A 15,503-nucleotide genomic window follows, 5' to 3' on the forward strand; every position below is an offset into this window, starting at 1 on the left:
TGGGTCGGAGCTTCTCGACGTCAACGTAGGCAGCGGCCCGCCGGCGGCGAAGCCAAGTTGGCGACAGAGGCCGGTGCGGGTGTTGGCAAATGGTGCCAACGCCGGGGTGCACAATCGTCGGGATGCGGATCAGGGACGCGCGGCTGGACGAGCTGTCACGGCTGCGGGAGATCGAGCGCGCCGCCGGGGCGCCGTTCCGGGAGATCGGGATGCCGGAGATCGCGGACGACGAGCCGCCCTCGATCGAGGTCCTGACCGGTCACGTCCGCGCGGGCCGGGCGTGGGTCGCCGTGGCCGCTTTCCCGGTCGCCTATCTGCTCGCCGATCTGGTCGACGGGGATGTCCACATCGAACAGGTCTCGGTGGACCCGGCATTCGCGCGCCGGGGGATCGGGCGGCAGCTGATCGAGCACGCGGCCGCCCACGCGCGGGACATCGGCGCGCCGGCACTGACCCTCACCACCTTCGCCGAGGTGCCGTGGAACGCCCCGTACTACGCGCGCTGCGGCTTCGTCGTCCTCGCGGACGCGGAGCTCACCCCGGGACTGCACGAGATCCGGGAACACGAGGCCGCCCTCGGCCTGGACCGGTGGCCGCGGGTGTGCATGCGGCTTTTGCTGGCGGATCGCTGAGACGGGTGAATGAGGGGATTTCGCGGCGATTCCCGCGCTTCAGGCGGCCGGGGGCAAGGAAAATGCCCGCGATGATGTCCCATGTCCTCGCCGCCGTGCTCCTCGCCGTGCCCGCCACGGCCACCGCTTCGGAGACCGCCCGGACGACGCCGTTCCGGCTCGCCGTCCCCGGTGTCACCGCGGTCGGCACCTACGATCAGACGCGGCTCACCGTGACGGTCGAGGTCACCGGCCGGCGCACCTGCGGCGTCCTCCAGCTGCGCACCGGCGGCGAGTGGGACACGGCCGCCGCGCTGTGCAAGCCGGGCACCGCGGCCATCGGCACCGAGATCGCCCGCCCGCCGTCGATCCGGCTGTGCAACGGCGACAGCCTCGCCCTGGCCGAGGGCGTCGACTGCGACCGGGTCACAACAGGCGCGTGATCCCCTCGGCGGCCATCCGGTCGTCGAGCCGGGACCGGTCCAGGTTGGTGCAGAGCACGATCGACGCCCCGGCGGTCAGCGGAGCCATCAGCCAGATCAGCGGTTCCTCACAGTCGGTCGTGTCGACCAGGATCCGATCGCCGGACTCGATCCCGCGGGCCTTCGCCAGCCGGGCGGCCACCGCGCCGTACTCCCCGAAGGTCGTGCCGTCGACCGTCGCCGCCTCACCCGCGTCGACCACGGCCGACGGCGGCGCGGCACCGAGATGGGCCCGCGCCGAAGGGGTGAAATCCCGATAACCCTGCGGTACGTCCGAAGTCGGCCCATCGCCGGCGGCCAGCCCCAGCACGAACTGGTGCTCAGCGGGCGGCACATCCTCCAGCCAGCTGCCGACCCGTCGCCGCTCCACGAACGTCACATCCAGCGCCGGCCCGGTCTCCGGTGACAGCCCGGCCGCGCCCCAGCCGCGGAACGACACCTCGATGCCCGCCGCCCACGCCCCGAGCAGCACCGCCGCCGTCTGCCAGTGCGGCGGCAGCAGGACACCCGCCCGGCTCCCGCGCCGCAGACCGCACTCCGCGGTGAGCAGCTGAGCCGTCGCGGCCACCCAGCCACCCAGCTGGGCCGCGGTCAGGCCGGTCCGCTCACCGGTGGCGTCGTCATAGAAGGTGATCAGCTGGCCGTTCATCGCGACACACCCTAGCGGGAGCCGGCCCGTCAGGCCGCCTGGATGCGGTGGAGCTCGCGGGCCTCGGAGGCGTACCGCGCCAGCAGATGAACGGTCCGCGGGCCGGCCTCGCCGTCGACCGGTAGCCCGGTGCGGTCCTGGAAGTAGCGGACCGCCTCGTCGAGCTCCGCGTCGTCGGCGCCGACGCGGACGCCGAGCTCGGCGAACAGCACCCGCAACTCCTCCGGATCGGCCGGCGGCACCGGCTCCGACCAGCCGATGATCCCGCCGACGGCATTGCCGACCAGGCTGAGCATTCCCCGTGCGGACATCGTGACCTCCCGATTGGTGGTGGGTGAACCCAGCATCTCGGGAGGATCTGTGCCCTGCATCTGCCCACCGTCTCCAAACCCTGTGCGCGACTGCGACTTTCGGCCGATCGGGGTGTCGACGCCGTCACGCAGACAACGCGGGTCACGGGTAACTGGCAGCTGTGATTCGCGTCAATCCCCTCATCCGGTGGAGACATATACGGATAAATCGGACCTCATCAGGTGCGGCAGAGCGTCGACCGAGCCAGAGACACCAGCTTGCGCGCCTCGGCCTCCGGCAGGCCGTACTCGGCGAGTTCGGCCGCCGCCGACCGCCTCGTCGTCCCGATGGCCAGCGACTCGCACGCCTGCCCGCCCATCTCGGTGATCTCCTCGTTGCGCAGGTCCATCGCCACCTCCGGCAACGTCGCGCGTACCGCCGCGAGAAACCGCTCGTCCGACGGCGGCTCCAGTTCCCGTTTCGGCGCCTCCGACTCCCTTTTCGGCGCTTGCGGCCCCTTTTTCGGCGTCGGCGCGTCCGGGCTCGGCGTCACCGCGGCCGCCGCCGCGGTCACCCCGGGCGAGGCGGGCGCCGGTCCGGGGTCTTTCCATTGCGGTACGGGCGGAGCCGTCGCGCATCCCGCCATCATCGTCACGGCCACCCCCGTCGCGACCAGCGCCAGCCGCCTCACCGGTCCTCCCGCAGCGCCGCCGGCCGACCGGCGCGCAGCGCCATCGCCGGTTCGCTGATCGTCGGCCCGAACGGTCGCCGCTCCACGGTCGGCCGCGGTCTGCTCATCACCGAAGCGAGTGCCCTTCTGTGCTCCCGTACGGTCCGGGCCGGCTCCGGTTCTGGTTGCGATGTCGTGCTCGGGCTGTGCGGGGCCGGTTCGGGGTGCGATGTGGTGGGGCTGTGCGGGGCCGGTTCGGGGTGCGATGTGGTGGGGCTGTGCGGGGACGGGCCGGGGTGCGATGTGGTGGTCGGGCTGTGCGGGGACGGGTCGGGGAGAAACACCCGGCCGACCCTAGACGCCGGTGCCGGTGACGACAGTTGCCGCGCCGCAACCACCCGGTCGGGCTACCGGCGGGCGTTCCCGCTCCGGCGGTTCTGGCCGGGCGGGCGCCGGTACAGCCAAGTCACAGACGGCTCACCGCTGCGGAACAACATCGGGGCGCAATCTCGAGTCATGACGGACCTGATGACGCGCCCTCCACAGAACGACCACGACCACGATCCGTTCGGGCGGCCGGTCCAGGTGGAGCCACGCGACTCGCGGTGGAAGCGGCGGATCGCCGGCGGTGCGGCCGTGCTCGCACTCATCGCCGGCGGCAGCGCCACAGGAGCGTTCCTCGCCGAGAACCACCTGACCGGCCGACCCGTACCGGCCGCGACGGCCGCCACCACCGTCACCGAGGACGCGAACCTCGCGCCGATCGTGGCGAAGGTGCAGCCCGGCATCGTGACCGTGCTGGTCGCCGACTCCCTGGGCTCGGGTGTGGTCCTCACCGCCGACGGCCTGATCCTCACCAACAACCACGTCGTCGAGGGCGGCGGCACCGTCAGCGTGCGCCTCTCCGACGGCCGGACCGTACCGGCCCGCATCGCCGCCACCGACGCCGCCCACGACCTGGCGCTCGTGCAGGCCACCGGGCTGTCCGGGCTCACCCCGGTCACGTTCGCCACCGACGACAGCATCGCGATCGGCGACACGGTCCTGGCCTTCGGTGCGCCGCTGGGCCTGGAGGGGACCGTGACCTCGGGCATCGTCTCCGCGTTGGACCGCAGTGTCGACACCGGCGGCGATGAGCTGACCGGCCTGCTGCAGACCGACGCCGCCATCAACCAGGGCAACTCCGGCGGTGCGCTGGTCGACACCTCCGGCCGTGTCGTGGGCATCAACGTCGCGATCGCCACGACCGGCGACAGCAGCGGCAGCGTAGGCCTCGGGTTCGCCATCCCGGCAGACACCGCGACGGCGGTCGTCAACCAGCTCCGCGCCCAGCTCTGACTGTATCGCCCTATATTGCCCTGGTGGCTACCTACATCCGGTGGTACTACGCCGAAGAGGACCTGTGGTGTTACGACGAACTCGACGAGGACCGCCACTCCGTCCGGCACGTCGAGCGGCGCGACCGCGACGGCGCGTTCTTCGCGGCCGCGTCGCTTGCCGAGGTCGTGCACGCCCGGGACACGGGTGGGTTCGAGGCGGTCGTCGCCTATGAACGCGCATACGGCGTTAGCCCGGAACAGCCCTTCGACTACTTTGCCCCGGATGACGCGGTGGAATGCCGCTTCGGGCCGATCGCCGAGCAGGATTTCGAGCGGATCTGGCGGAAGGCGCGACAGGCCCGCCGCCGAAACGGCGGCCCACACCCCCGGTGACCAGCACCTGGCAGGAGCCACAGCGGAGCCATGCAGGAGCCACGGGGGAGCCGCGCGGGAGCCGAGAGGCCATGCGGCCAGCCGCAAGACAGAACGTTCAGTCTCGCTAGGGCGTGGCCCCTCCGGTGGTAGGAGCTTCGGTTCGCTGGGGCGTCGCCGCTTTCAGCGGTAGGAGCTTCGGTTCGCTGGGGTGTCGCCGCTTTCAGCGGTAGGAGCTTCGGTTCGCTGGGGTGTCGCGGTTTTCAGTGGTGGGACGTTCTGTCTGGCTTGGGTGTCGTCCCTCCGGTGGTAGAAGCTTCGATTCGCTGGGTGTCGCCTTCACCGGTAGGACGTTCTGTCTGGCTGGGGCGTCGCCGCTTTCAGCGGTAGCTTCGGTTCGCTGGCGTGCCGCGGTTTTCAGTGGTAGGACGTTCGTCTGGCTGCGGTGTCGGCCCTTCCAGGGGTAGAACGTTCTGTCTGGCGGGGGTGTCGCCGCGCTTCATCCAAAGAACGTTCTGTCTTGTCGGGGCCTCCCGGAGGTAGAACGTTCTGTCTAGTTCGGGGGCTTGGTCTTACCGAGATGAAACGTTCTGTCTTGCTGGCGGGCGGGGCTTCTCTGGGCTGGGCTCTTTCGGGCTGGGCTTTTCCGGGCTGGGCTTCTCTGAGCTGGGCTTTTCCGGGCTGGGACGTGCTGTATTGCTTGAGAGCTGGGCCCTCCAGCGGCGGAACCTTCTGTCTTGCTCGGGGTGGGCGGGCGCCGTTCGGGGGGAGGCCACCAGCGCGTTATTTGATCGGCCAGCCGTGCCTGGTGCACCCTTCCCGGCCCGGGAGGCAGCCGTAGGACACAGCTGGCCTCTGAAAGGGCCTAGATGATCATCCAGCTCAGCGTTGGCGCTGTTATCGAGATGTCCGGGCCGTCCAACTCTTCGATCAGTGCCCGGCCGATCTCCGGAGTCGAGTCGTGCGATCACGGCGGACGTGATCCGGACGAGGCGTGGCGGGGCCGTTCGCACAGCGGAGGCTGTTCAGGGGAGGTCGGGATCAGCCACGGCTCGCCCGGGCCCTGATCGGAATGCGGCTAGACACCTTTTACGGTCAGGGGCTGGTGGGGACAGTCCTGTCCCGGGCCGCCTGATCGCCCAGCCGTGCCCGGTGAACCCTTCCCCAGGCCGCCTGATCGTCCAGCGGTGGGCGGTGAACCCTTCCCCGGACTGTTGATCGTTCAGCGGTGGGCGGTGAACCCTTCCCCGGACCGCGTGATCGTCCAGCGGTGGGCGGTGAACCCTTCCCCGGGCTGTTGATCGCCCAGCCGTGGCAGGTGACCCCTTCCCCGGACCGCGTGATCGCCCAGCCGTGGGCGGCGAACCCTTCACCGGGCCGGAGGCAGCGATATCCCGGAGCCCGGCTCCGAAAACGGCCGTAGTTGATCGTCCAGCACCGGGTCGCGGCGGTAACCGACCCCGCGAGCCCGGAGCCCACGACGGTAAAGCTCGCCATCAGCCGACCGAGCGCCACCGACGGCTCAGACGGATGCGGCCGACGGGCCCGGGAACCCCGACTGCGAAAGCTCCCTAGAAGTCGCGCCAGGTGTCAAACCACTCGTCGGCCTGCGCGGGCGGGACACCGGCGCGGGCGGCGAGGTTCATGAAGGCGTCGCCGGCCTCCTCCCGGCGGAGCGTGTCGATGATGTCGAACTTGTTGTCGACGGCGTTCAGATGCTTTACCAGTTCGCGGAGGATTGGCTCGGCAGCGGCAGCGGCAGCGGCAGCGGGGCCGGCCGGTGCGGTGAGCGTGCCGAGAGCCTGGACGGCGGCGGCGTAGGCCTTGCAGGCGGCATCACCGGCAGCGGGGTCGTCGTCGGCCCAGTCGCGGAACGGGTTGTCCAGGTGGACGTCCAGCCAGCTGTCCGATTTGGCGCCGGACAGCATCAGTGTGACCCCGGAGCCGCGGTATCGGGCGCGCAATGCCCGCGCCGCCGACTTCCGCAGGCCGTCGACCACCAGCGCCTGCAGCGACGGGCCAGGCAGCGTTCGTAGAGGCGGGGTCGGCAGCGCCTGTAGCGGCTGGCTGGGCGGTGTTTGCAGTGGCGGGGTCGGCAGCGCCTGCAGTGGCTGGCCGGGAGGCGTTTGCAGTGGCGGGCTGGGCGGTGTCTGTAGCGGCTGGCCGGGCGGTGTCTGTAGCGGCTGGCCGGGAGGCGTTTGCAGTGGCGGGCTGGGCGGTGTCTGTAGTGGCGGGCCGGGCGGTGTTTGTGGTGGTGCGCTGGGCAGCGCCTGCCGGGGTGGGGCGGGCGGTGTTGGCAGCGGTGGGCGGGGCGGTGTCTGCACAGGCGGGCCGGGCAGCGCCTCGACGTTCAGGCCGTAGGCGTCGAGCATCTCCAGCAGGCGCAATCCTGTCATTTCGGCGAGTGCGTCGGGAGTGTCCAGGCGGCCGGGTGCCGACTCCCAGTACAGCCGCAGCGTGTGTGCCTCGGTGAAGCCGGCGATCGTGGCTGCTGACAGCACGCCCGCGCCACGCAGCGAGACCGATCGCACGCCGGCGAGGCCGGACGGTGGCACGCTGTGCGGTGTCGCCGCGACGATGTGCAGGCTCAGCCAGCGGCCGTCGTCGTCGGCCTGGACTCTGCGGATCTCGTCGGCGCCGTCCAGCTGCAGGCTGTGGGTTCCGGTGGGCAGGAGGATCTCGCGGCAGTCCTTTCCGCTCACCGCGGGGTGACGCACACGGGTCTCGCGCAGATCGACGATCTCGGGAGCATCGGACCAGGTCAGGTCGGTGATCATCGGATGCCGTCGTAGCGCCGCGACCAGGCCGCGATCGGGACCGGACCACCTGAGCCGGTGGCACCGTGGCAGCAGCGGAAGCAACGCGGGGTCCATCGGGCGGTCAGCCGGCCACGCGGTCAGATCGAGATCGTCCAGGCCGGCCGAGACGACCACCGGGCCGTTGCCCAGGTCGATGGTTAACGGATCTGCCGCGCGGGACCTCCGGCGGGCGGCCAGGACCTCCTCCGGCAGCTCGACCCACTCACGCTCCAGGACCGTGTCGAGCAGCGGCGTCCGCCAGCCGGACCAGGTGTCGACGGTGTCCGGCACGCCGGCCGGGACGGGCAGGTTGCCGATCCACTCGAAATCCGGTGGCATCGGGTTGTGCTTGCGGGAGACCGACGTGCGGGCGACCTCGGCGCGCACCCGGTGTCGCTTCACCGTCGCCGGGCCGGCGCCGCGCAGGTCGTCGAGGCCGGGTGGTCGTGGCCCGTGCCAGTCGAGCGCGTGAATGGTCACGGTGTCGGGCAGCACGCCGGAGACCTGGCAGGCGCCGAACCCGCCGCCCGGCAGGGGCGCGACCGCGACGTCTCCGACCCGGATCTTCCTCATGTCCGCCACGCTAGACCCACCCACCGACAAGTTACGTTCGGTGATCGGCGGGTGTCAGAGGACCGCGCGGAACTCCGGCCAGTGTCCCCAGAACCGCTCGACCTCCTCGATCACCGTCTGCATTCCCGCGGCGATGGCGGGCGGGACCGGGGTGCCGTCGTCCCAGGTGGGTGTGGACGGCAGATAGTAGAGGCCGCCACGCACGCCGGGCTCGACGCCGAGGGTCAGCACATGTCCGTCCACCTCGAACTGCGTGGCGAATCGCCGGCTGCGCAGGATGGCGCCGGAGTGGTGCCGCGCTTCCCGGGGCTGCAGCTGCTGGACCGTCATGATCTTCCTCCTCAGGGACCGGACGTGATCCTGGTAACACTGAGTACGCTCCAGCGCCCCGCGGCGTTCAACCCTCAGCCCGAAAGTGGCGTTGGGGCCGGTGACGGACCGCATCGGTCGCGACGGAGTCCGGAGACGCCGTCGATGCGGTTGATCGGCTGCGGAGCGCGTACCAGATCTAGAATGTGAGGTGTGAGTTGGCGGCCCGCGCCGCCGCAGCGAACTCGGGAAGCTCGACCACCTCGATGCCCGCCGCGATGAGAAGCGCGACGCCCTCGCAGGTGACGAAGAGATCGGGTTCGCGCCAGGCGATGACGACCCGCGGGATGCCGGCCGCGATGATCAGACCGGCGCAGGTGGCGTTCGGGCGGCTGGCGCGCTTGGAGCAGGGCTCGAGCGTGCTGTACATGGTGGCCGTCCGTAGCCGGGAGCGGTCCGTGACGCGGGCGAGAGCGGACTCCTCGGCATGAACTCGCGGGTCGGTGTCGCGCGACCAGCCGCCGGCGAGCTCGACGCCGTCACCGTCGACGACGACCGCGCCGACCGAGAAGGCGGAGGTGGACGCCGGGCATCGGTTCGCCAGCTCGATCGCGTGGCTCATCCACCGATGGTCGTCCATGTTGCCCCCGTCGTGCGGTCCCGGGCGTGCCCCGATTCCGATCAGAACCCTATCGTCCGGGGTTTCACCAGCCGGATGTTGTTCCCGCTTCCCAGAATGGACGCCATGAGTGACCTTGACGAGCTGACCCGCCAGGCCGTCCGGAGACTGGAACAGCGCAGGCACGGGGTGGTGGTGGCCGCGCTGGCCGGCGACGCCACCGAGATCCGGTCGTCGGGTGGGCTGACCGCGGACTCCCGGCTGGAGATCGGCTCGGTGAGCAAGGTGTTCACGTCGCTGATCCTGGCTCGCATGGCCGAGCGTGGCGAGGTGGGGCTCGACCAGCCGCTCGGCGACTTCCTCCCGGCGCCGGCCGGGATCACGCTGAGGCACCTGGCCACGCACACGTCGGGGCTGCCGCGCCTGCCGAAGGGCATGGTGATCAGGGCGATCATCCGCCGGGAGACGACCGACCCCTACGCGCACTGCACCGCCGACTTCCTGATCGAGAACCTGTCCCGGATCCGGCCGGCCACGCCGGGGAAGAAGTTCCGCTACTCGAACCTGGGCGCCGGTCTGCTCGGGCTGGCGCTGTCCCGGCACGCTGGACTGGGCTACGCCGACCTGGTGGCCCGCGAGATCACCACACCGCTCGGCCTGAGCAGCACCGGCACCGGCGGGCAGGTCGAGCAGGGACACAAGGCCGACGGCAAACCGGCGGGGCCGTGGAATCTCGCCGACCTGGCCGGAGCCGGTGGACTGCGGTCCACGGCCACGGACCTGGTGCGGTTCGTCCGCGCCCACTACGAGGAGTCGGTCATCACCTCGGCGGTCGCGCTGGAGCTGGCCACCGAGTTCCGCCGGAACCCGTTCCAGACCGTCCGGCTCGGCTGGATGGCTCACCGGCTGCATCCCCGGCAGGGCGGCCACCTGCAGATCCTGCACAACGGGCAGACCGGCGGCTACTACTCGTTCGTCGCGTTCGACCAGGAGAAGCAGGTCGGTGTGGTGATGCTCACCGACACCTCCCGGGTGGGTGACCAGGTGGGACTCGATCTGCTGTCAGCCCTGCAGTCAAGGGCGTGACAGACGCCGCATCGACCGGACGTACCGGTTCGTGGCGAACTCCTGGGCCAGGACGGTCAACGGCCCGCCGAGCCGGGCGAGCGCCGAGTCCGGGCGGGAGAACGCGGCGATCCGGAACCGGACACGCCCGCTCTCGGTGAGGTGTACGACGAACGCCTCCTCACCGGACTCCGGGTGCCCGGCCAGCGTGCCGTACGCGAACCCCTGCCGATCGCGCTGATCGATCCGGTAGACGACCCGGCACGGAGCGGTGATCCGGAACGGCCCCGCGCCGATCCTCAGGACCACTTGCGAGCCGGGGGCGGCCGGCCCCCGCGCGTCGACCGTCAGACCGGCCCCGCGGTGCATCCGCCAGTCCAGCAGCGCGGCGGCCGCCCACTCGAACGTGGCACGGCCGGCGCCGATCTCCACGTCGCGCAGCACGTGCCGGTATCCGGCCGGCAGCCGGGCCTCCCGGGTGGCGCCGACCTCGGCGTACGTGAGCAGCACCGATCCAGGCTAATGGGTGATCGCCATTGATTCGCGTCATAGAGAAAGATTGCGATGACAGTGGTGTCCGAGAACAATGCAATTCGCGAGCGGAACGGTGAACCGAAGAAAGATCGACATGGTTATGACAGTCGGTGCGATTGGCTGAACTATCGGCAAGGGGTACGGGGATGGCCGCTCACGAACCGCTCGGCAGGGAGTACCTGCTGCATGAGGAGATCGGCCGGGGTGCGATGGCCGTCGTGCGCCGCGCGACGAGCCGGCACGGCGGCCCACCGCTGGCCGCCAAGCTGCTGCGGCCGGAACTGGCCGGTGACCGCCGGGTCCGGGAACTGTTCCTCCGCGAGGACGCGGCGCTGCGCGCCCTGAACCATCCGTCCATCGTGGGTCTGCGTGACCTGATCGTCGAGGGCGGCACCCTGGCGCTGGTGATGGAGTTCGTGGACGGTCCGAACCTGCGCCGCTACCTGTCGATGCGGGGCGGCCGGCTCACCCCGCAGGAGGTCGTGGCCGTCGCCGCGCAGACCGCTGCCGCGCTGGCCGTCGCGCACGAGCGCGGCGTCGTCCACCTCGACCTGAAGCCGGAGAACCTGCTGGTCCGCCGCGGTTCGGTGCCGCCGGACATCCGGATCACCGACTTCGGCGTGGCGGTGCTGCTGGGCGACGCGCACCACTCGGTGGCCGGCGGCACGCCCGGCTACACGGCGCCGGAGATCTTCCAGGGCGGCCCGCCGACCCCGGCCGCCGACGTCTGGTCGCTCGGCGTGCTGCTGCTCGAGCTGACCACCGGCAGGCCCACCGGCGAACCGTCGGCGCTGCCCGGACCGCTCGGCCCGGTCGCCCGCGACTGCCTGGCCGCCGACCCCCGCCGCAGGCCGCCCGCCCGCCGGGTCGCCGCCTATCTGCAGCAGTTCGCCGGAGCGGCCCACGGTGTCGCGCCCACCGCACTGCCGCCGATCTCGGTGCAGCCCGCCGACGTGGAGCCGACCACGCTGGCGCTGGGCTTCCCGCCGCCGCAGCTGCCGCAGCCGACGTTCCCGCCGCCGGCCCCGCCGCAGCCGCCGCGCGCGGCGTTCATCGGGCCGCGCGACACCATCGGCAGCTGGGCCGGGCAGATGCCGCCGGCCACCGGGCACCACCAGGAGCCGGAGCCGCCCCGCCGCCGGTGGCGCCGCGCGCCGCTGATCACCCTCGGCGCGGCCGGCCTGGTCGCCGCGGTGGCCTTCGGGCTGAACGTGACCGCCCGCGCCGACGACCGCACCAGCCAGCTCGTCACGCAGGTCAGCGTTCCGCCGCAGGTGTCGCCGGTGGAGGAGGGCGGCGCGATCCAGACACTGCCGCCGACCAGCGGGGTGGCGTTGCCGCCACTGAACACGCCGGCGGCCGAGCGTCTGCGGGTCACCATGGCCGGCAAGGTCGACGACGACGCGGGCACGCTCGCGATCTCGATCCGGGACGGGCAGGCGATCGCGTACATCTGCGACGGCGACCGCCTCGAGGCCTGGCTCAAGGGCACGGCGAAGAACGGGCTGCTCAACCTGTCCGGCAAGAACAACAGCAAGATCACCGGACTGTTCGACGCCCGCCGCGCGGCCGGTGAGATCACCGTGGAGGGCAAGCCGCACCGCTTCGAGATCGGTGTGGTCCGCAAGCCGTCCGGGCTCTACCGGCTGAGCAGCCAGGTGCAGGGTGCCCGGGTGAACGGCTCGTGGATCGTGCTGCCCGACGGCCGGCAGGTCGGCGTGCTGCTGCGCGGCGAGCAGCCCGGCCCGGCGCCGGTCCTGGACGTCACCGGGCGTACCACCACGATCGACGGCCAGCCGGTGACCGGCGCGACCACCATCGACGTGGACACCGGGGAGGGATTCTGAGGCCCCGCCTGTGGCTGCCCGTGGTCGCCGGGGTCGGTGTGGCGGTCGGGCTCGGCGTCTACGGTCGCCTGCACGAACCGGTCGGCGCCTCCGACGTGGAGACGTTCCTGCGTCTGCAGAACCTCAAGGTGTGGCTGGCCACGGTCGTCGCCGCGTTCCTGGCGGTGCAGGCCGTCTCGGCGCTGGTGATCTACGGCGTGCTGCCGGGCCCGTCGTGGATCGCGGCGGTGCACCGCTGGGGCGGCCGGCTGGCCCTGCTCACGTCGATGCCGGTGGCGGTGCACTGCCTCTACACGTTCGGCCTGCGCTCCGACACGCCCCGGGTGCTGGCCCACTCACTGCTCGGCTGCCTGTTGTACGGCGTGTTCGTCACCAAGATGCTGCTGCTCAGCCGTCCGGAGCAGGGCCGGGGCTGGGGTGTGCCGGTGGCCGGCGGCCTCGTGCTGACAGCGGTCGCCGGCCTGTGGCTGACGTCGGCGTTGTGGTTCTTCACCTCGGTCGGCACGGCCCTGTAGTCACCAGGTGGCGAGCACCCGCGCCTGCCCGCCGGAGCCGGCCTCGTACGGGATCAGCCCCACGAAGATCGTCGTGCCGGTGCGCGGCAGCCGGTCCAGGCCGGCCAGGTTCTCCAGCCCGTACCGGTCGGCGCCGGTCAGTGCCAGGTGGGTGTCGAACGTCGCCGAGTTCCCCGGGTCGATGCTGAGCGTGTCCACGCCGAGGCTGCGGATCCGCCGGTGACGCAGCAGCCACTCGCAGGCGTCCGTGCCGAAGCCGGGGAAGTGCAGCGTCCCGGCCGCGTCGGTGCCGCGGTAGGCATCCGCGTCGCCGACCTTGGCGCCCCACCCCGAGTACATGAGAACCGCGGCGCCGTCCGGGATGCGGCCGTGCCGCCGTTCGAAGGCGCGCAGGTCGTCGACGGTCACGACGGTGTCCGGGTCGCGGGCGGCTCGCTGCGCGATGTCGACGACCACGGCCGGCAGCAGTAGTTCGGCGGGCCGCAGTTCGGTGGCCAGCCGTCCGCCCGCGGTGAAGTGGCCCGGCGCGTCGACGTGTGTGCCGGTGTGCTCGACGATGCGCCATTCCTGCATGTAGTAGCCGTCGTCCTCGACCGTGGTGAGGGTGCGGCGGACCGACTCCTCACCCGGGCTGAACGCCGGGAAACGTGTGGTCAGCGGATAGGTGAGGTCGTGGATCCCGCGGCCGCGGGAGGCGACGGCGGGTTCGGCGGCCAGCGCGGTCGCGGCGAGAGCGGCGCCGCCGATGAGCGCGGCGCGGCGCGTGACGTGCGGTTCGGTGCACATGTCTGCCATCCTGCCGCACGAGCGTCCTCGGTGGACGGATTCAGGAATCCGGCGCGACCCGGTGCACCAGCAGCCAGGCGTCGGCGGGGAAGAGGCGCTGCGCGATCGCCCAGGTCAGCCGGGAGTAGTAGGGGCGGGCCTCGGTAGCGTCGACGATCCGGGGCCGATCGGCCGGGTGCTCGGCGCCCTTCCAGCGCAGGGTGCAGCCGCCGGCGGCCAGCACGTTGCGGACCCAGTTGGTGCCGGCGCCCCACGGCAGGTTGATGATGAAGCCGTCCGTGGTGGTCACGATCGCGACCGGCACGGCCAGCTGCCGACCGGACTTGCGGCCGCGGTGGCGGACGATCGCCCACAGCGGGAACCATCGGCGGCCGGCGAGCAGGGCGGTCGCGGGCGCGGTGGCGCGGGCAAGCCGCCACGAGGTGTTCGTGGGTGCGGTGGTGGTCATGCCCCGATCCTCCGCCGGCCGGGGTCCGGTTCGCGTCGCGGTGATCCGTCAGAGGTCGTGGCGGTTTTCCGTCAGGGACAGCGCCAGCCGGACGGCGTCGGCGCGCCCCCGCGCGCCGAGCTTGCGGTAGACCGCGGACAGGTGCCGTTCCACGGTGTGCACGGCGATCCCCAGATGCCGGGCGATCTCGGTGTTCGAGTCACCGGCGCTGAGCAGCCGCAACACGTCCCGTTCCCGCGGGGTGAGGCTCGTGCCGTTGCGGCGTTCCACGCGGCCACCGGTGACGAAGCCGGTGACCAGCCGCAGATCGGCCGCCTGGTTCTCGATGAACAGGGTCGGCGTCGAACCGGGCAGCTCGACGAACCGGGCGACCGGCAGCCCACCGGCCAGCCGCCGGGACGTCTCGGCCGGGATCCGCTGCTCACCCTGCCGGTGCAGGACCAGCGTGGGCGCGCGGACGGCCGGCAGCTCCGCGGTGACGTCGATGTCGCGGGCCGCCTCGATCCAGGCTTTGAAGACCGGTGCCGTCGTGGCGGTCCGGAACGCCTCGGCGGTCCACCGGCCGGAGGCTGCCTCGTCCCAGCCGAGCCAGGCGGTCGCGGCCGCGTCGGCGAACAGGCCCCAGTCCTGGTCGACCAGCGACAGCAGCGCCTGTGTCTGGGCCGGCAACATCGCCTCACGCAGCCGGGACGTGCCGCCGAACAGCACCAGGCGCTCGACCCGCCCCGGTGACCTGGCCGCGAACGCGATCGCCGTCGGCACCGAGTGGTAGTAGCCGAGCAGGGTGGCACGCTGCAGGCCGGCGGCGTCCAGAACCGCGGTCAGGTCACGCAGGTGGGCGTCGACCCCGAGGTCGCCGAGGTCGACGCGCCGGTCCGAGGTACCGGTGCCACGGCCGTCGTACAGCACCACGGTCAGCTCACGGGCCAGTCCGAGATAGGCGTCCCGCAACGCGGGGATGCGCCACTGCGCCACGATGTTGCTCAGCGACGGCATCCACACCAGCGCCGGACCTCGCCCGAACACCTGATAGCCGATGGACACACCGTCGGCGGTCCGGGCGAATCGCACATCGGGCAGCCCCTCCACCGAACCAGTATCGCCCCAGGACGTACCGTGCTGGGTTCGGGCTAGGGCTGGGGGCAGCGTGTTGGCAGGTCGTGTTCTGGTGGCCGCGGGGCTGGTGACGTTCGCGCTGGCGGGGTGCAGCGACGACTCGGGGGAGTGGGTGGCGCCGCAGCCGGGCGCGTCGCGCACGCCGGGCCAGGAGGCGGCGCCGCTGTCCGACAAGCAGAAGGCGTTCCTGGAGCAGGTGACGGCCGCGGACGCGAAGGCCGGCGCGAACGAGAGCGCCCTCGACTTCGGCCGCGGCATCTGCCTCGACACCGAGCAGGGAAAGACGGACGCCCAGGTGACACGGAACGCGGCGAACCGGTTCGCGGTGGACACGGCCATCGCCAAGACGATCGTGAAGGCGGCCCGGACGAATCTGTGCGAGAAGTAGCCGTCCTGGGACCTGGGCGTGATCGTGCGCTGACAGTGTGTCGGCTGTGAACACTGTTCGGGGGAGGGCGTTCGCGTGGCTGGCGCATCCGGTGACGGTTGCCGCGCTGGC

18 protein-coding genes are annotated in these 15,503 nt (G+C 71.6%); 8 read left to right on the plus strand and 10 right to left on the minus strand.

Annotated elements, in window-relative coordinates:
- Nucleotides 1–122 precede the first annotated feature (122 nt).
- Together CLV67_RS34725 and CLV67_RS34730 are read left to right on the plus strand one after the other, a co-directional pair.
- The gene (locus CLV67_RS34725; protein WP_106326092.1) at nucleotides 123–632 is read left to right on the plus strand and encodes a GNAT family N-acetyltransferase; all 510 of its coding nucleotides are present in this window, start codon (nucleotides 123–125) and stop codon (nucleotides 630–632) included.
- Between the two features lie 71 nt (nucleotides 633–703).
- A complete protein-coding gene (locus CLV67_RS34730) occupies nucleotides 704–1,054 on the plus strand; it encodes a hypothetical protein (protein ID WP_106326095.1) in 351 nt (116 codons plus the stop codon).
- Here the strand turns inward: CLV67_RS34730 and CLV67_RS34735 are convergent.
- From CLV67_RS34735 to CLV67_RS34745, 3 genes are all read right to left on the minus strand, one after another.
- A complete protein-coding gene (locus tag CLV67_RS34735) occupies nucleotides 1,038–1,742 on the minus strand; it encodes a TIGR03089 family protein (protein WP_106326097.1) in 705 nt (234 codons plus the stop codon). The two genes, CLV67_RS34730 and CLV67_RS34735, sit on opposite strands and share 17 nt — an antisense overlap.
- Before the next feature lie 29 nt (nucleotides 1,743–1,771).
- Entirely contained in the window at nucleotides 1,772–2,053 is a 282-nt protein-coding gene (locus CLV67_RS34740) for a peptidoglycan-binding protein (RefSeq protein ID WP_106326177.1), read from the minus strand.
- Between the two features lie 218 nt (nucleotides 2,054–2,271).
- On the minus strand, nucleotides 2,272–2,724 hold the full coding sequence (locus CLV67_RS34745) for a DUF732 domain-containing protein (RefSeq protein WP_146169402.1): 453 nt from the start codon (nucleotides 2,722–2,724) through the stop codon (nucleotides 2,272–2,274).
- 495 nt (nucleotides 2,725–3,219) lie between these two features.
- On the opposite strand from CLV67_RS34745, the gene CLV67_RS34750 reads away from it, so the two are divergent.
- Together CLV67_RS34750 and CLV67_RS34755 are read left to right on the plus strand one after the other, a co-directional pair.
- Nucleotides 3,220–4,041 (plus strand): S1C family serine protease, encoded by an 822-nt coding sequence (locus tag CLV67_RS34750; RefSeq protein WP_106326101.1) that lies wholly within the window; start codon nucleotides 3,220–3,222, stop codon nucleotides 4,039–4,041.
- Between the two features lie 23 nt (nucleotides 4,042–4,064).
- Complete coding sequence (locus CLV67_RS34755) at nucleotides 4,065–4,415, plus strand: hypothetical protein (RefSeq protein WP_106326103.1); 351 nt, start codon at nucleotides 4,065–4,067, stop codon at nucleotides 4,413–4,415.
- A gap of 1,550 nt (nucleotides 4,416–5,965) precedes the next feature.
- Here CLV67_RS34755 and CLV67_RS54405 read toward each other — a convergent pair.
- From CLV67_RS54405 to CLV67_RS34770, 3 genes are all read right to left on the minus strand, one after another.
- On the minus strand, nucleotides 5,966–7,765 hold the full coding sequence (locus CLV67_RS54405; protein ID WP_106326105.1) for a hypothetical protein: 1,800 nt from the start codon (nucleotides 7,763–7,765) through the stop codon (nucleotides 5,966–5,968).
- Between the two features lie 54 nt (nucleotides 7,766–7,819).
- Nucleotides 7,820–8,095 carry a hypothetical protein gene (locus CLV67_RS34765; protein ID WP_106326107.1) on the minus strand — a complete coding sequence of 92 codons (276 nt, stop codon included), beginning with the start codon at nucleotides 8,093–8,095 and terminating at the stop codon, nucleotides 7,820–7,822.
- 178 nt (nucleotides 8,096–8,273) lie between these two features.
- The gene (locus CLV67_RS34770; protein ID WP_106326109.1) at nucleotides 8,274–8,714 is read right to left on the minus strand and encodes a deaminase; all 441 of its coding nucleotides are present in this window, start codon (nucleotides 8,712–8,714) and stop codon (nucleotides 8,274–8,276) included.
- A 105-nt stretch (nucleotides 8,715–8,819) separates the two neighbouring features.
- Between CLV67_RS34770 and CLV67_RS34775 the strand changes: the two genes are divergently transcribed.
- Nucleotides 8,820–9,779: a serine hydrolase domain-containing protein gene (locus CLV67_RS34775; protein WP_170154106.1), complete on the plus strand. Its 960-nt coding sequence runs from the start codon at nucleotides 8,820–8,822 to the stop codon at nucleotides 9,777–9,779.
- On the opposite strand, the gene CLV67_RS34780 is transcribed toward CLV67_RS34775, so the two are convergent.
- Nucleotides 9,768–10,268: a DUF1990 domain-containing protein gene (locus CLV67_RS34780; RefSeq protein WP_106326112.1), complete on the minus strand. Its 501-nt coding sequence runs from the start codon at nucleotides 10,266–10,268 to the stop codon at nucleotides 9,768–9,770. The two genes, CLV67_RS34775 and CLV67_RS34780, sit on opposite strands and share 12 nt — an antisense overlap.
- Before the next feature lie 170 nt (nucleotides 10,269–10,438).
- On the opposite strand from CLV67_RS34780, the gene CLV67_RS34785 reads away from it, so the two are divergent.
- Nucleotides 10,439–12,139, plus strand: coding sequence for a serine/threonine-protein kinase (locus CLV67_RS34785; protein ID WP_106326114.1), 1,701 nt, complete (start codon nucleotides 10,439–10,441; stop codon nucleotides 12,137–12,139).
- A gap of 20 nt (nucleotides 12,140–12,159) precedes the next feature.
- Nucleotides 12,160–12,654: a DUF6529 family protein gene (locus CLV67_RS34790; protein ID WP_239166351.1), complete on the plus strand. Its 495-nt coding sequence runs from the start codon at nucleotides 12,160–12,162 to the stop codon at nucleotides 12,652–12,654.
- Here CLV67_RS34790 and CLV67_RS34795 read toward each other — a convergent pair whose 3' ends face one another.
- The 3 genes from CLV67_RS34795 to CLV67_RS34805 are packed head-to-tail and all read right to left on the minus strand — an operon-like array spanning nucleotide 12,655 to nucleotide 14,977.
- The gene (locus CLV67_RS34795; protein WP_239166352.1) at nucleotides 12,655–13,440 is read right to left on the minus strand and encodes a cyclase family protein; all 786 of its coding nucleotides are present in this window, start codon (nucleotides 13,438–13,440) and stop codon (nucleotides 12,655–12,657) included.
- A 40-nt stretch (nucleotides 13,441–13,480) separates the two neighbouring features.
- Nucleotides 13,481–13,888 carry a PNPOx family protein gene (locus CLV67_RS34800; RefSeq protein WP_106326118.1) on the minus strand — a complete coding sequence of 136 codons (408 nt, stop codon included), beginning with the start codon at nucleotides 13,886–13,888 and terminating at the stop codon, nucleotides 13,481–13,483.
- 48 nt (nucleotides 13,889–13,936) lie between these two features.
- On the minus strand, nucleotides 13,937–14,977 hold the full coding sequence (locus CLV67_RS34805; RefSeq protein ID WP_239166353.1) for an alpha/beta fold hydrolase: 1,041 nt from the start codon (nucleotides 14,975–14,977) through the stop codon (nucleotides 13,937–13,939).
- A 58-nt stretch (nucleotides 14,978–15,035) separates the two neighbouring features.
- On the opposite strand from CLV67_RS34805, the gene CLV67_RS34810 reads away from it, so the two are divergent.
- The gene (locus tag CLV67_RS34810) at nucleotides 15,036–15,392 is read left to right on the plus strand and encodes a DUF732 domain-containing protein (protein WP_170154107.1); all 357 of its coding nucleotides are present in this window, start codon (nucleotides 15,036–15,038) and stop codon (nucleotides 15,390–15,392) included.
- The last annotated feature ends 111 nt before the right edge of the window (nucleotides 15,393–15,503 follow it).

The sequence above is a fragment of the Actinoplanes italicus genome, from assembly GCF_003001815.1.
Lineage (GTDB): Bacteria > Actinomycetota > Actinomycetes > Mycobacteriales > Micromonosporaceae > Actinoplanes > Actinoplanes italicus.